Origin of the sequence: Actinoalloteichus sp. GBA129-24 (genome assembly GCF_001941645.1) — a bacterium.
GTDB lineage: Bacteria > Actinomycetota > Actinomycetes > Mycobacteriales > Pseudonocardiaceae > Actinoalloteichus_A > Actinoalloteichus_A fjordicus.
Window position 1 is genome coordinate 4,668,480 of sequence record NZ_CP016077.1, and the last position, 15,831, is coordinate 4,684,310.

12 protein-coding genes are annotated in these 15,831 nt (G+C 70.9%); 2 read left to right on the forward strand and 10 right to left on the reverse strand.

The features are described 5' to 3' along the window. Positions 1–579: 579 nt before the first annotated feature. Positions 580–3,696 carry a BTAD domain-containing putative transcriptional regulator gene (locus UA75_RS20015; protein ID WP_075741561.1) on the reverse strand — a complete coding sequence of 1,039 codons (3,117 nt, stop codon included), beginning with the start codon at positions 3,694–3,696 and terminating at the stop codon, positions 580–582. 121 nt (positions 3,697–3,817) lie between these two features. On the opposite strand from UA75_RS20015, the gene UA75_RS20020 reads away from it, so the two are divergent. Next, on the forward strand, positions 3,818–5,371 hold the full coding sequence (locus UA75_RS20020) for an MFS transporter (RefSeq protein WP_075741562.1): 1,554 nt from the start codon (positions 3,818–3,820) through the stop codon (positions 5,369–5,371). A gap of 290 nt (positions 5,372–5,661) precedes the next feature. Beyond that, complete coding sequence (locus UA75_RS20025; protein ID WP_075741563.1) at positions 5,662–6,567, forward strand: helix-turn-helix domain-containing GNAT family N-acetyltransferase; 906 nt, start codon at positions 5,662–5,664, stop codon at positions 6,565–6,567. A gap of 146 nt (positions 6,568–6,713) precedes the next feature. On the opposite strand, the gene UA75_RS34675 is transcribed toward UA75_RS20025, so the two are convergent. The 9 genes from UA75_RS34675 to UA75_RS33185 form a co-directional block, all read right to left on the reverse strand. Next, the gene (locus tag UA75_RS34675; RefSeq protein ID WP_075741564.1) at positions 6,714–7,403 is read right to left on the reverse strand and encodes an arsenate reductase ArsC; all 690 of its coding nucleotides are present in this window, start codon (positions 7,401–7,403) and stop codon (positions 6,714–6,716) included. Next, the gene (gene arsB / locus UA75_RS20035; RefSeq protein ID WP_075741565.1) at positions 7,378–8,508 is read right to left on the reverse strand and encodes an ACR3 family arsenite efflux transporter; all 1,131 of its coding nucleotides are present in this window, start codon (positions 8,506–8,508) and stop codon (positions 7,378–7,380) included. The genes UA75_RS34675 and arsB overlap by 26 nt, the downstream gene beginning before the upstream one ends. Then, positions 8,505–8,882, reverse strand: a complete 378-nt coding sequence (locus UA75_RS20040) for an ArsR/SmtB family transcription factor (protein ID WP_075741566.1) — start codon at positions 8,880–8,882, stop codon at positions 8,505–8,507. The genes arsB and UA75_RS20040 overlap by 4 nt, the downstream gene beginning before the upstream one ends. A gap of 547 nt (positions 8,883–9,429) precedes the next feature. Beyond that, entirely contained in the window at positions 9,430–10,503 is a 1,074-nt protein-coding gene (locus UA75_RS20045; RefSeq protein ID WP_075741567.1) for a flavin-containing monooxygenase, read from the reverse strand. Continuing rightward, positions 10,500–11,753 carry an MFS transporter gene (locus UA75_RS20050; protein WP_232251099.1) on the reverse strand — a complete coding sequence of 418 codons (1,254 nt, stop codon included), beginning with the start codon at positions 11,751–11,753 and terminating at the stop codon, positions 10,500–10,502. The genes UA75_RS20045 and UA75_RS20050 overlap by 4 nt, the downstream gene beginning before the upstream one ends. 4 nt (positions 11,754–11,757) lie before the next feature. Next, on the reverse strand, positions 11,758–13,131 hold the full coding sequence (locus UA75_RS20055; RefSeq protein ID WP_075741568.1) for an FAD-dependent oxidoreductase: 1,374 nt from the start codon (positions 13,129–13,131) through the stop codon (positions 11,758–11,760). Between the two features lie 370 nt (positions 13,132–13,501). After that, entirely contained in the window at positions 13,502–13,849 is a 348-nt protein-coding gene (trxA, locus tag UA75_RS20060) for a thioredoxin (RefSeq protein ID WP_075741569.1), read from the reverse strand. Beyond that, a complete protein-coding gene (locus UA75_RS20065) occupies positions 13,849–14,265 on the reverse strand; it encodes a MerR family transcriptional regulator (RefSeq protein WP_075741570.1) in 417 nt (138 codons plus the stop codon). Before UA75_RS20065 ends, trxA begins: the two co-directional genes overlap by 1 nt. A 524-nt stretch (positions 14,266–14,789) precedes the next feature. Beyond that, the gene (locus UA75_RS33185) at positions 14,790–15,230 is read right to left on the reverse strand and encodes a hypothetical protein (RefSeq protein ID WP_157434308.1); all 441 of its coding nucleotides are present in this window, start codon (positions 15,228–15,230) and stop codon (positions 14,790–14,792) included. Positions 15,231–15,831 lie beyond the last annotated feature (601 nt).

Here is a 15,831-nt window from a genome sequence, read left to right on the forward strand (position 1 = left end):
ATTTGCGGGCCACACCCGGTTCCGGCCGCGGCCGAAGCGACTGCGCACCGCATCGACCATCGAGTCGACTGACAGTCCGACCGCCCCCGTGCCATCGGAGCTTCCGCTGCGCACAAGACGGTCCTGCCGCCTCGACCTCGGCAGTCGAGGTCCGCCCGCGTCATCGGGTTCGCGGCGGAGTCGGCATCCCACGCCGGTCAGGTCACTCGAGCCTGCCTCGGCAGGGCCGATCACGCGGCTCGACGATCGAGGTGTCGGTGATGCTCGGCGATCTCGTGGCTGGTGGTCAGCCAGAAGTCCGGCTGAGCTGCCAGCCAGCCCAGCGCCTCGTCCAGGTATCGGTGCCGGAACGGCTGGTTGACGACGAAGGGATGCAGCGCCAGGTCCGGAATGCTCAGAAACTCACACCAAGGTGAAGGTCAAACTCGAGCAGCGTGCAGCGGATCACCATCTGCTGTCGGGCCCGCTCAACCCCCGGTCGTCCGGCGGCGGCGTTCGGCGCGGCACGGGAACGGGGTCGAGGGTCACGAACGCGGCGCCGTGGCGCCCGACAGCTCCACGACACCCGAGGCTCCCGCATCACCGGCCGGGCGCTCGGCGAGCCTGCCCGCCATCGCGACCGGCTCGATCCCTTCCCCGCCGGGTCCCGGTCGCCTCGGCGAGGTCGGCGGCCCCGAAGGCCCCGGCGAGGCCAGCGATCTCGGCGATCTCGGCCGCTCCGATGTCGTCGGCCACCTCGGCGATCTCGGCGCGGAGATCCGGGGCACGGGTGTCTGCGAGGGCACGCCGCAGATGCGTCCGCGCCGCCGCCCGGTCGCCGTCGTGGTGGGCGAGGCGAGCCAGCCCGAGCTCTGCCTCCGCCCGGCCACGGGGGTAGCAACGCTCGATCGCCACTCGCAGGGCCCGCCGATACAGCAGACCTGCCTGGTCCGCGTCGCCGCCTGCGAGGCAGGTCGCGCCGAGTCTGCACGACGTGTCGACGACCTCGGTCCACAACCCCAGGTCCTCGGCCGTCCGCACGGCCTCCCGGTGCAGGCGCGTCGACCGGGGGCGGTCTCCGTCGCGCTCGGCCGCCGACGCGAGGGCGCGGAAGGCGCGCAGCAGGCCCCAGCGGTCCCCGAGGTCCTCGAACAGTGCGGCGCCCCGTTCCGCATCAGACCGCGCGCCGCCGAGATCGTCCCCAGTCTGCCGATCTCCCGCCTGCTCGACGAGCACCGCGGCCTCCGTCCAGCGATCCCCTTCCGCACGGGCACCGGCGAGGCTCCGGGCCAACAGCCGTCGTCCCGCAAGGCCCCGGCCGTCGGCGATGAGGGCGGCGCCGAGGAACCAGCGGAGCCGGGCGCGCAGCGCAGGATCGTCGACGGCGGCCGTGGGGTCGTCGTAGCCGGCCTGATCGTGATCGGTGGTCCCGGCCTCGCCGCGCTCCTCGCGGTCGGTCCGGTAGGAGGGCGTCCCGGCCCTGCAGCCCGCCGCCGACGAGGTCCCGGCTCGGCCGACCCTGTCGCGGCCTGCCCCGGCGCGACCCGGTCCGACCGGTGGCGTACGAAGCTCGATCCCGGCGAGCCAGGCCCGCGCCGTGGCCGACAGGTCCGCCGGGCCGCCCTCGACGGCGAGGGCACGCCGGAGGGAACGGTCCGCCTCGACCAGCCGACCGCGCAGGACCCAGTACCAGGCCAGGGCGGTGACCAGGCGCAACGCCAGGCCCGCCTCGCCGATGCGCCCGGCCGTCTCCAACGCTCGCCGCAGGCTCACCGTCTCGGCGTCGAGCCGATCGAGGTGGCGCCGCTGCTGCGGACCGCGTAGTCCGCCGTCGGCCGCCTCGGCCAGCGCGACGTGGGAATGCACGAACCGTGCCGCCACGGCCTGCTGCTCGCCCGCTTCGGCGAGGCGTTCCGCTGCGTAGGCCGAGACCGTCTCCAACAGCCGGAACCGGTCGCCCTCTCGGACCACCAGCGACCGATTCACCAGGCGTGCCAACAGGTCCAACACCCGTTCGCCGGGGAGTTCCTCGTCGGAGCACACCGCCTCGGCGGTCGTCAGCGTGCCGCCGTCGGCAAGCACCGACAGCCGTCGCAGCACGATCTGCTCGGCCTCGGTGAGCAGCTCCCAACTCCAGTCGATCATCGCGCGCAGCGTCGCCTGGCGGGCCGATCGGCCGCGTCCCGATCCCGTGGGCAGGCCGAATCGATCGTCCAGGCACTCGAGAAGCTGCTCCGGAGCCAGCACCCGCAGTCGGGGTGCGATGAGCTCCAGCGCCAACGGGATGCCGTCGAGCCGACGACAGATCGCCGCGACGGCCGCCAGGTTCTCGACGTCGAGCACGAACCCGGGAACTGCGGCGGCGGCGCGGCTCACGAACAGCTCGACCGCGCTGGAGCGGGCCGCCGTCGCCGCGTCCGGGGCGTCCGAGGCGTCGGCGTGCGTGGGCAGCGCCAACGGCGGCACCGCCAACACCACCTCGCCGGGGATGTCGAGTATCTCCTGACTGGTCACGAGCACTCGCGCCTCGGGGGCGGCGGCCGACAGCGTGTCGACCAGCTCGGCGACGGGCTCGATCACGTGCTCGCAGTTGTCCAACAGCAGCAACAGTCTTCTGCTCGCCACCGCCTGGCAGAGCCAGCCGAGCAGGTCGACCGCGCAGGCCTCCGACGCCACCGTATCGCAGAGTCCCAGGGCGGCCATGACCCGGTCGACGACGTCGTCCACCGTGCTCCGGCAGCTCAGGCCCGCCAGCTCGACCCACCACACGCCGTCGGGGAACGACCCGTCGAGCCCACTCGCCGCCGCCACCGCCAGCCGGGTCTTGCCCACTCCGCCGGGCCCGGTCAGCGTCATGACCCGGGGGTCGGCGGCGGTGCTCAGCGCCTCGCGCACCTCGCGGACCAGCGCGTCGCGACCGATCAACGGCGTCGCCGGGGTCGGCAGAGGGGGACGAGCGGGCGCGCGCGACGTCGACACGGGCGCCGCCAGGGCGGGTTCCTGGCGCAGCATCGCCTCGTAGGTCGCGACCGTCCCCGGCCCTGGTGTCGTCCCCAGCTCCTCGGCCAGCAGCCGCCGCAGTTCGTGGAAGCTGTCCATCGCCTCGGTCTGGCGGCCTGCCCGGTACAGGGCCCGCATCCGCGCCGTCCGCAGCCGTTCCCGCAGCGGATGCCGGGCGACCAGGTCGGCCAGTTCCGCCGCGAGCGCGTCGTGCTCCCCGAGTTCCAGCCGTGCCTCGGCCAGATCCTCCAACATCGTCAGCCGCAGTTCCGTCAGCCTGGTGATCTCCCCCTGCGCGAACGGGGCGTCGGCGACGTCGGCGTAGGCCGGTCCCCGCCACAGCGCCGCCGCCTCGGCCAGCAGCGCAGCCCGCGCTCCGGCGTCCTCGGCCTGCCTGGCCCGGTCGAGGAGTCGTTCGAAGTCCCGCGCGTCCAGGGCCTCGCCGGCGGCCACCAGGCGGTAGCCGGCGGGCTGGTGGACGACGGCGTCCCGGCCCAGGACGCGCCGGAGCTGGGAGACCTTGGTCTGCAGCGCGTTGAGCGGCCTGCCGGGCGGGTCGCCTGCCCAGAGGTCCTCGACGAGGCGATCGACCGACACCGGGCCACCCCGGTGCGCCAGCAGGTTCGCCAGCAGCGCCCGCACCTTCGCCTCGGGAACCCTGATCTCCCGCCCGTCGGCGGCCCAGACGGCCATCGGGCCGAGCACGCCGAACCGCATGCCGTCAGCGTAACCACAGCGAACCGTCAACGACTCGTGCGTGCCGAGGGACAGGCTGACCCCGAACCGTCCGCGACCTGTTCGCGGGCGAACGCCTCTCGCCCGAAGTGAATGGAGCCCCATGAGCACCCCGATCGCCCACCGAGCAGGCCCGCGAGAATGGGCTGGCCTCGCGATCCTGGCACTGCCCACCATGCTGCTCGGCCTGGACGTCACGGTGTTGTACCTGGCGCTGCCCGCGTTGGCCGCCGACCTGCGCCCCGACGGCATCGAGACGCTGTGGATCATGGATTCCTACGGCTTCCTCATCGCGGGCTTCCTGATCAGCATGGGCACCCTGGGCGACCGGATCGGCAGGCGCAGACTGCTGATGATCGGGGCCGTCGCCTTCGGACTCGTCTCGATCCTCGCCGCGTATGCCACCAGTCCGTTGATGCTGATCGCCGCGCGGGCCGCGCTGGGGATCGCAGGCGCCACGCTGATGCCGTCGACACTGTCCCTGCTCAGTGCCCTGTTCCTCGACGCGAGACAGCGCGCGGTGGCGATCGGCGTCTGGGCGACCATGTTCGCGCTGGGCATGGCGGCGGGCCCCGTGGTCGGCGGCATCCTGTTGGACCATTTCTGGTGGGGCTCGGCGTTCCTGGTGGCCGTGCCGATCGTCGCCGTGCTGCTGGTGCTCGGACCGCTGCTGCTGCCGGAGGCCCGCGATCCGCAGGCGGGCCGGTTCGACCTGCTCAGCGGGGCGCTCTCGCTGGCCGCGATCCTGCCCGTGATCTACGGCGTCAAGCACGCCTCGGCCTACGGCGTCGACCTCGTCACGATCCTCTCTCCTGCGGTGGGCATCGCCTTCGGCGTGCTATTCGTCCGACGTCAGCGCAGGCTGGCCGACCCGCTGTTGGACCTGACCCTGTTCGCGAATCGAGGTGTCGGCGCGGCGCTGAGCCTCCTGCTCGTCGGGCTGATGGGCGTGGGCGGCGTGATGTACCTGGTCACCCAGTACCTCCAGTTCGTCGAGGGCCTCACCCCCTTCGAGGCCGGGCTGTGGATGGGGCCGCCCGCGCTCGCGATGTTCATCGCGGCGATCGCGTCCCCGCTGCTCGCACGGCGGATTCGGCCGGGACTTATCGTCGCCGCCACCCTGGCGGCCGCGACGGTGGGATACCTGCTGCTCACCCAGGTGGATGCCACCGGAGATCGCGGTCTGGTCGTGACCGGGTTCGCGCTGGTGTACCTCGGACTGGGCGCCATCGCCGCGCTGGGCACCGACCTGGTCGTCGGGTCCGCCCCGCCCGCCAAGTCGGGTTCGGCCGCCGCGATGTCGGAGACCGTGCAGGAACTCGGGGTCGCGGCGGGCGTCGCGATCCTGGGCAGCCTCACCGCCGTGATCTATCGCGATCGGATCGCCGATCACCTGCCTGCCGACCTGGCAGGCGAGGTCGCGGCGACCGCGGGCGACAGCCTCGCCGGGGCCGTCGCGGTGGCACCCGACCTGCCCGAGGCGGTGCTGCACGAGGCAACGGCGGCGTTCACCCGTGGCATGAACGTGGCCGCGCTCATCGCCGGCGTCTGCATCCTGGCGCTGGCGATCGTCGCCGCCACGGTACTGCGCCACGTCGGAACGATCGGCAGCGCCGGATACGCGGAGGTCGAGCCGCCGGAGCGGGCGGCAGGCTGAGACCGCCGCGTGCACGGGGAGCCCGTCGGCCCGAGCGGCCGATCGGCTCCCTGGCCTGCGGCGCCCCTGCGGCCAGCGGAGATCCGCACCGGGGCGAACCCGGTCCTCGGTGCCTGCGGCTGCTCACGTCGCCGCAGGCATCGGTACGACGCCGTGCGTCCGCGAGATCGACCGGACCGCGCAGCCCGCCGATCCGGTTCCCGCAAGCCTCGGCCGGGGCGGCCTGCCGACAGACCGTCCCGGAACGAGCCGCCAGCGTCGATTGACATGATCATCGATGTCGGTCGATAGTGAGTGTCGTGACCGCTCCCGCCGCATCACCGGCCACGCTGCCCGCAGCGGACGCCGCCACTTATGCCGACTGGTTCGCCTGCCTTGCCGAGCCGACCAGGGTCCGGCTGCTGCACACCGTCGCGATCGCCCCGCGTCCGATGACCGTGGGCGAGCTGACCACGACGCTGGGCATCAGCCAGTCGACCTGCTCGCACCACGTGCGCAAACTGGCCGAGACGGGCTTCGTGACGCTCGTGAAGGAGGGCACCGCGACGCGTGTGGCGGTCAACCAGGCCTGCTGCACGGGACTGCCCCATGCCGCCGACGCCGTCATGGGCCTGCTCGCCCCGCGCCCGTGCTGCCCGGAAGACGTGCCTGCCGACGTCGACGTACGGCCGCTGCGAGACGAGGACTGGCCCGCCGTGCTGCGCATCCTCGGCGAGGGCATCGATTCCGGTGACGCGACCTTCGAGACCGAACTCCCCACGGCGGCGGCGCTGGACGCCCAGTGGCTCGCGGGCCACCGCTGGGTCGCGGTGATCGACGGCGCCGTCGTCGGCTGGGCGGCGGCGAAGCCGGTCTCGTCCCGGCCCTGTTATGCAGGCGTCGCCGAGACCTCCGTGTACGTCGCCGCAGATCACCGAGGCCGGGGCGTCGGCAAGGCGTTGATCCGCCATCAGGTGATCGCGGCCGATGACGACGGACTGTGGACCTTGCAGACCTCGATCTTCCCGGAGAACCGGGCAAGCCTCGGTCTGCACCGCTCAGCAGGCTTTCGCACGCTCGGCGTCCGGGAGCGCATCGCCCGACACCACGGAGTCTGGCGCGATACCGTGTTCCTGGAACGCCGCCGCGACGTCGATCCGCCCGTGGCGCAGGGTGGGACCGACGACGCCCCCGGCGGCGATACCGCCGGGGGCTGAGGCCGACGGCGCGGCAGGCGGGCCGGGGCTGCCCGACGGCGGGACGCCCGCCGCGCGCCCGGCCCATCGAACATCCCAGCCTGCCGAGCTGATCTCGGCGGACTCCCGCATCGTCGGAGCAGCTCACCGAGACGACCGCGCCCCGCTCAGCTCCCCGTGGCCACCAGTTCGGCGAGCAGCGCACGGACGCGGGCATCGATGTCGTCCCGGATGGGCCGGACGGCCTCGATGCCCCGACCGGCCGGATCAGGCAGCTCCCAGTCGAGGTAGCGCTTGCCGGGGAAGATCGGGCAGGCGTCGCCGCAGCCCATCGTGATGACGACGTCGGCGGCCTCGACCGCCTCGGTGGTCAACGGCTTGGGGAACTCCTGCGTGAGGTCCATGCCGATCTCGGCCATGGCCTCGATGACGGCCGGGTTGATGGTGTCGGCTGGGGCGGACCCTGCGGAGCGGACGGTCACGCGGCCTTGGGCGTGGTGGTGGAGCAGGGCGGCGGCCATCTGCGAGCGGCCTGCGTTGTGGACGCAGACGAAGAGGACCTCGGGGATGCTGGACACGATGGCTCCTCGGGTGAGTGCGACGGCGCGCAGCCTGTCGTGGGCGAAGCGAGCGGACAGTATCGGCAGGTGGGTGCGGACGGTGGCGTGCGCGGCGAGCAGGTCGTAGGACTCCCGCACACACGCCAGTACGGATTCAGGCGAGAAGACGCCGGGAAAGGTCTGGGTCAGTCTGCTCGCGGCGTCGCGGAGAAGTCGGTCGACTGGTGGCCTGTCGAGCCGACAGTCTTCCCAGTCCTGGCAGGAACGCTGGTCACGTGGTTCGGGTCGCGGAGTCATGCGCGTCCTTCGTGGAGGAGTCGTCAGGTTCGGGATCGCCTGCTGCTGGGAAGAACCGACGGGCCCAGAGCGAGACGTAGACCAGGCCCACCAGGACGGGAACCTCGATGAGCGGCCCCACCACACCGGCCAGGGCTTGTCCGGACGTGACTCCGTAGGTCGCCACCGCCACCGCGATGGCCAGCTCGAAGTTGTTGCCCGCTGCGGTGAACGCCAGGGTCGTCGCCCGCGCATAGCCGAGGCCGACGGCCTTGCCCATCAGGAACGATCCCGCCCACATCACCGCGAAGTAGACCAACAGCGGCAGGGCGATGCGGACCACGTCCCACGGACGCGAGGTGATCTGCTCACCCTGCAGGGCGAAGAGCATCACGATGGTGAACAGCAGCCCGTAGAGCGCCCAGGGTCCGATGCGGGGCAGGAACCGAGACTCGTACCACTGCCGCCCCTTGGCGCGCTCCCCCAGCCTGCGCGTGAGGTAGCCCGCCACCAGCGGAATGCCCAGGAAGATCAGCACCGAGCGCGCGATCTGCCATGGCGAGACGTCCAGGCCGTCCTGGGACAGGCCCAGCCAGCCCGGCAGGACGTCGAGATAGAACCAGCCCAGCCCGGCGAAGGCGATCACCTGGAACACCGAGTTCAGCGCCACCAGGACGGCGGCGGCCTCCCGATCGCCGCAGGCGAGGTCGTTCCAGATGACGACCATCGCGATGCAGCGGGCCAGCCCGACGATGATCAGGCCCGTCCGGTACTCGGGCAGGTCGGGCAGCATCAGCCAGGCCAGTGCGAACATCAACGCGGGCCCGAGTACCCAGTTGAGCACCAGCGACGAGACCAGCAGCCGCCGGTCGCCGGTCACGGTGTCCAGCCGGTCGTAGCGGACCTTCGCCAGCACCGGATACATCATGATCAGCAGGCCGAGGGCGATCGGCAGTGAGATCCCGTCGAGCTGGATCGACTCCAGCGCCACGTCCAGGCCGGGAATCCACCGCCCGGCCAGCAGCCCGAGCACCATGGCCGCCCCGATCCACACCGGCAACAACCGGTCGAGCGTGGAGAGCCGAGACGCCACACCTCCGTCGAGGGTGTCCTGGGCGGCGCTCATACGCCGGCCTCCGACAGATTCGTAGGAGCCAGGACCTCGGAGAGTCGCGTCAACATCTCGGGGCGAACGCGGTAGTACACCCACGTCGCGCGCCGCTCGCCGGTGATCAGCCCGGCCTCCCGCAACACCTTCAGATGATGCGAGATCGTCGGCCCGGTCAGATCGAAGGCGCCGGTGAGGTCACAGACACAGGCCTCGCCCCCGGCATGGGAGGCGATCAGGGACAGCAGCCGCAGCCGGATCGGATCGCCGACGGCCTTGAAGACCTTGGCCAGTTCCGACGCCTGTTCGGCCGACAACGGCTGCCCGATGACGGCCGACTCGCAGGTCGGCAACACATCGAGCAGCCGTCCCGACAGCTCTTGGTTTGACATGCATCTATCTTTACAGACATCAATCCAAGCTGGCAAGCACCGTGTCCTCACCGGAGGAGGCAGCACGCCACGCCCTAAAGAGCCTGTCTGTGATCCCCACTCTCCTGTTGCGCGGGGCAGGCAGCGGCGATCTGCGACGTTGTCGTCAGTCGACATGACTCCGTCATGTCTCCTTCCTCCGCCCGGCAGCTCATCCACGCCGATCCCCGCTCACGACTCCAGGGGGATCAAAGACAGGCCCTAAGGGCCGATCTCGGCGCAGCGCCGGACGGGCCCGCCGTACCTGCATCCCACGTAGCGTCGTCGATGTGCCACCCATGGTGATGCGCGCTGCCTGCGGGGCCGGTGCTCACCGGATGCCGCAGCCTGCGCCTGCCCAGCCCCGTGTCGGCGAGCGACAGGAGCAGCGGACGTCGCAACAAGGCGTGGCCGCCGCGCTGCCCCCCGGTGAAGCGCCGAGCCTTCGAGTCTGGTGAGCGTCGGCGCCCGCTCTCCTGCCATGGTCGCCGACACCTGGTGGTCGGCTGCCGCTCTCGGCCCGGGCCGCCTAGAAACCCACCGTCTTATGTGCTTGGCGGACGTGCGCCGCGAGAACGGGGACGACGTGGTCGACATCGTGACGAACTCCCCGCAGGGTGTTGGAGGAGAACGAGCGTTGGAGCTCCAGCCCCACGTAGACGAGGCCTGGGCAGGCGGTGGAGATTCCGCCGATGTGGAGCGGTGACCCTGATGCGTCCAGGGCGCCGATCGGTTCGAGATATCGGAGGTCGGGCCGGTACCCGGTGGCGAGCAACACGGCGTCGATCTGTTCGGCGGTGCCGTCCGACCACCTGACGTGGTCCCCGTCCAGGGCCTGAAACATCTCCTTCCTCGCGATCCGACCCGACTCCAGCGCGGCCCGGTAATCACCGATGTCCACGACCAGCGTGCCGCCGACGACGGGAGCGAGCCAGTGCGCAGGAAGCAGGTCGAAGCCGCTGGCGGCGATCCAGTCGTGGAAGTCGCGGCCGTCGCGAATCTGTGGCAGGAAGGCGAGCGGTGCGCGGGTAGCGAGGGTGACTGCGGCCGAGGCGGAGAGCTCGAAGGCGATCTGGACCGCCGAGTTTCCGGCGCCGACGATGACGACCCGCTTGCCCGCATACCCTGCGGGGTCCCGATAGTCGGCGACGTGGCTCAGCTCTCCGGTGAAGGTCTCCTGACCGGGCAGTTCGGGGCGATGCGGGTTGCCGAAGGAGCCGCTGGCGGCCACGACGCCTGCGGCACTGATCGTCTCTCCCGCCGTCGTGTGCAGGACGAATCCGCCGTGTCCGTCGGGGTGGACCGCCTCGACCCGCGTCTGGGTGCGGATCTCCACGTCGAGCCGAGCGGCGAACCGACGCAACTGTTCGACGACCTCGTCTCGGTGCGGATAGCGGTCGCCGTCACCGAAGAAGGGCAGACCCGACAGGCCGCTGTGCCGGGCGGGGGAGAACAACGTGAGGCTGTCGTAGTAGTGCGGCCAGGACCCGACGGGTTCGGTTCCTGCCTCGAGGACCAGCGGCGTGACGCCGAGGTCTCGCAGGGCGGCGGCGGCGGACAGACCAGACTGGCCTGCGCCGATCACGACGACGGTGGTGGTCATCGGTTCTCCTCGGCGAGTAGTGGTGTGCTGATTCGTGGTGTGCTCGCCAGGCTGAGTGCCGAGGCGATGATGCTCATGACGGCGAGCAGAAGGAACATCGGTGCGTAGCCGCCGAGCAGCTCCGCCATCGCCGCGCCCGCCCACGGTGCCAGGGCGGCGGCAATGGTCAGTGGAGCGGATAACAGGCCGGTCAGCCTGCCGTACTGAGCGTGCCCCCATCGATCACTGACGGCGGAGGCCTGCACGAGAGTCAGAACGCCGCGGGTCACCCCGGCTGCCACCGACGCTGCGATCAGCGCGGCTGCAGTGGTGAACACGCCGAACAGAGCAGTCGTGACCCCGCAGGCCAGCAGAATCAACGCGGTCCGCATCCGCACGCCGACATGCCGACTGAGCACCGAGTATCCGAGGCGGCCCGCCACCTGCCCGACACCGCCCAAGCCGAGTGCCAGTGCCGCGAGAGTCGTGTCCACTCCCCGTTCCACCAGCAACGGCACCAGGTGAACCACCACCGCGAAAGACCCGAAGGTCGCGAGAGCCAGCGAGGTCGTCAGCGCGAGGAACGCCGGGCTACGCGGAACCGACGATCGCACCTGGCCGTCGGGTCGGGGATCGGCCACGTCGGGCCACCGGCCGCGTAGTCCGGCCCAGTGGCCGGGGACCGTCACGACGGCGAGAATCAGCCCGAGCATTAGATAGGCCCGCCGCCAACCGAACTCCTCGGCCAACACGGCAGTCAGCGGTGCGAACACGGTGCTGGCACATCCTGCGGCCAGGGTGAGGATCATCAGTGCCCGGACACGATCCCGCCCGTGCCACCGCGTGAGCGCCGCGAAGGCAGGCGGGTACAGGACAGCCCCCATCGCGACACCGGCGGCGAGCCACGCCACGACGAACCACGACAGGCTCTGGGCCGTGGCGATCCCCGCCACCGCCACGGTCGCCAAGATCGATCCCGCTGTCATCACGGCACGGGGGCCGTGCCGATCAAGACGACGGCCGACGGGAATCCCGATGAACGCGGCGACAAGCTGCCCCACGGAGAAGGCCGCCGTCACCGCAGGCATCGACCACCCGGTGGACCGAGCGATCTCGGCGCTCATGACCGGGAACGCGTAGTACAACACTCCCCAGCTGGTGGTCTCGGTGACGCACAGAGTGATGAGCACGCGGCGCAGGCCGGATGGTGTCAAGGCCTCGGCCTGAGTCGATGCACCGGCGGCGGCCCGTCCGTCGTATGCGGTGACCACGCCGTCAGCACGACGTCGTGAGCGGCACCGCAGCATCCTGCTCCGAGGTCGGCGGCCCGCAACATCCCTGCTCCGCCTCGGGAATCGCCTCGGAGACCGTCTCGGGTTCGTCGAACAGCCCGGCGCCGCCGCACACCCCGGTCTCGGCGGTCGTCATCTCGACGCGCGCGGCGGCGGCGTGATCGCCGGCGAGGGCGGCGACGACGCTGCGGGCCTGTTCGTAGCCGGTCATGGCGAGGAAGGTCGGCGCCCGCCCGTAACTCTTCATCCCCGCGAGATAGACGCCCGACTCCGGGTGCGCGAGTTCGGCGGCACCGTGCGGGTAGACCGTGCCGCAGGAGTGCACGTTCGGATCGATCAGCGGGGCAAGGGCGAGCGGTGCCTCCAGCCTCGGATCCAGCGCGATCCGCAGTTCGGAGAGCAGGCTCAGATCGGGACGGAAGCCGGTGAGCGCCACGACCTCGTCGACGGCCGCAACCCGTTCGCCCGCCGCCGAGACCAGCGTGAGTCGACCCTGCGGGTCGCGCTCGACCGCCTCGGTCCGGAAACCGGTCACGATCCGGACCAGCCCCGCGTCCACCGCCTCCTGCGCCCGCAGTCCGAGTGCACCTCGGGCGGGCAGTTGGTCGGCCGCGCCGCCGCCGAAGGTCGTCCCGACGGCAGCGCGACGGAGCGCCCAGGTGATCCGAGTCGGACCGGCGTCGGGGTCGCCGGAGTGGTCGGCGGCAAGGCGGGCCAGCGTCGCCAGGGCCGTCAACGCCGAGTGTCCGCTGCCCGCCACGACGACGTGCCGCCCCCGGTAGCGGGCCCGCACCGCCTCGTCGGTCAGGTCCGGAAGCCGATAGACGATTCGATCTGCCGCCGCCCGCTCCCCCATCGCGGGCAGGCCTTCGCCGCCCAGCGGATTCGGGCTGGACCAGGTCCCGGATGCATCGATCACCGCACGGGCCGTGATGCGCTCCTCGCCGCCCTCGTCCGTGCGGACATGCACGGTGAACGGCTCTACGTCGCGGCCTGCGTCGACCACCCGGTCCCGGCCCCGCCGGGCCACGCCGACGACCTCGGCGCCGAACCGCACCCGCGAGCCCATGGCCGCCGCCAGCGGGCGCAGGTAGCGCTCGACCCAGTCCAGTCCGGCCGGAAACGCGTCGTCCGCAGGCGGGGACCAGCCCGTCGTCGACAGCAGCAGGCGGGCCGCGGGATCGACCAGCTCCGACCAGGGGGAGAACAGCCGGACGTGGCCCCACTGCGCCACGCTCGCACCTGCCGTCGAACCACGCTCCAGTACGAGCGGTTCGAGACCGCGCTCCAAGAGCCGGACCGCCGCGGCCAGACCGACCGGGCCCGCGCCGACCACGACGACGGGAGACTCGTCCATACCCACACCTTTCATCGATTTAGATCGATCAATGGGCAGGACTCTATCGACGGACAACGATGAAGGCAACCATCGATTTCTATCGATTATCGCCGGGCGCGCAGGGACGGTTCCGCGCGAGATCCCGCATCGCGAGCCGGTGCGGGAGGGCACGAGGACGGGAACGGTGGTCGCCGGACCGACCCGCCGCGACGGCCGAGCGGGCGACCGTCGTGCCGCGACGTCCGCTCCGGGTCCGTCCCGCGACGGAGACGCCCGTTGCCGCCCCACGGCAGATATCCGTGGCGGGCAGGGTGGCGGCTGCCCAGCCCCCGAAGAGCGAGCAGCCGCCCGTTGCCGACGTCGACAGCCGCTGCCGACAGCCGCCGCCTCAGCCGCGCAACGCGGCGTCCAACTCCGCCAGCAGCTTCGCCTTCGGCCGTGCGCCGACGAGGGCCCGCACGGGCGTGCCGTCGACGAAGAGCAGCAGCGTGGGCAGCGACATCACCTGATACGTGCGGCCGACCACGGGATTCTCGTCGTGGTCGATCTTGCGGATGCTCAGCGAGTCGGCACGCTCCTGCGCGATCTCCGCCAGCACCGGGGCGATCATGCGGCAGGGCGGGCACCAGGTCGCCCAGAAGTCCACCAGGACGGGCTTGTCATGCCGGAGGACCTCCTGTTCGAACGTCGCGTCGGTGACCACCGACACCGCACCACTCAGTTCTGTCGACGACATCACGTCTCCTTCGTCTCGGTCGCCTCGACGGCGGGCCGATCCGCCACCCGGCAGGGATCGGGCTGTCGGGCCAGGGCCGTGTCCAACTTGGCCAGCAGGCTCGACCGCACCGCGCCCAGCCGCGCCAGGCAGGCGTCCACCTCGGCGAGCTTGCGTTGATAGACCTCGATCGAATCGGCGCAGGCATCCCCGGCCTCGTGACCGGCCCGCAGGCATTCGACGAACGGCCTGGTGTCGTCCAGCGTCAGTCCGACCGCCTGGAGGGTGCGGATCTCCTCGAGCAGGCGCACGTCATCCTCGCCGTACTCCCGGTAGCCGTTGGCCGCGCGGGGCGCGGCGAGCAGCCCCTGCGACTCGTAGAAACGCAGGGCACGTGTCGTCGTTCCGGCCCGCCTGGCCAGTTCGCCGATTCTCATACCACCGACCGTAAAGCTTGACCTTGACGTCAAGGCAAGCCTCACCGCCCGGTGAGACGTCACGCGCGCGGCGATCCGCCCCCGCATACCGCGCCCGGACGGGGGCGCCTCGACGCCGCACCCGGCGGCGACGCCCTACGCCCTACGCCCTACGCCCTACGCCCTACGCCCTACGCCCTACGCGATGATCGTCGGGGGCGATGCCCCTGGCCTTTCCGCGACGCCGTGCCGGGGTGCGGCTGCGGCATCGGAACACGGAGTTCCGGCGATCGGGCTTCGACGGACGTCGTACCTCATTCTCATTCTCCGCGACCTTTCGGCGCTCTCCTCGGCTCGATGATACGACGGTCCGCGTTCCTGCTCAGAGCAGCAGTCAGCAGCGTCGCACAGCACGACCGTGCAGGTCGGCGGGCGCGAACCGAGTCGTCGCCGCATCCACAGACGTCTCGATCGTCGTCACCATCGGACGGCCGCCGAAATCGGCATCGAAAATGTCAGGGTGTCCCATTAGCCTGGCGAGGGACTCACCACAAAGGCCTGACACCACCGAACGTGGGGGCTGCGTCATGACGACTCGGGTGATGTACACACCACAAGATCGCGTGCTGGACCTGTCGAGACTGACCGCCGACGATTATCAGGTCATCAGTTCGCTGCATTCGAAAATTCAGCGCCGAGATCGCGTTCTGCTGTGCTTGGAGCCTGCCGTTCCGGGCGAGGACGAGATGTTCGTCCGGGAGATCCGAGGACGGTATTTCGCGGTGCACTTTCCCGGCGGCGGGCACGGCAGCCACGAGATCATGCGGGAGAGCGACGAGCATCGGCGACAGAAAGAGTACTGGCAGCGCGCCGCCGAGGACGCAGGCTATCCCGTGCAGCAGGAATTCGCCACGGATTCCGGCACCGTTCTCGACGTCGCCATCCACGGCCCACGAAGGACCGGTGTGGAGGTACAGCGGTCGCATCTGACCGGGCGAGCGGCGGCGACGCGCACGACACGATCGTTTCGGGCAGGCTGGTTACCGGTCTGGTTCGCCGACTCCGACCGGACGCCGCAGTGGTTTCATCGGGTGCCGTCCGTCGGGTGCGTCACCATCCCATGGCGTGATCTACCGCCGCGACGCGCGGCGACGGCCACCGGTCTGCGCACACTGGAGGCCGAACGGTGCACCGCAGACACCTCGACAGGCTGCTACGACCGCAGACGGCGCCCCTGCGGGCGGTATCACCCGAAGCCGGTCCCCTGGCGAGGTCTGACCGTCGATGACGTCGCCACCCTGGTGCCCGCCGAAGAAGCCGTTCCCTTGACGATGCGTGGCGGGTCCGTCTATCTCGTTCCGCCACCCAGCGTCGAGCTGTTTCGGGAACTCACCGGAGACGAAGGCGAATATCGTCCCGGCAGCGGACGACGATCTGTCCCTCCGTCTCGATCAGGTGTACGGGACTGTCGCAATCCGTCCCATGTCGGCGACCCGCCCCCCGGTCGATGGCCTCGCTGCCGACAGTGCGGTAAGGAGATCTATCTGATCCGGGAAGGCCGCGATCATTGCGAGGGCTGTGTGCCGA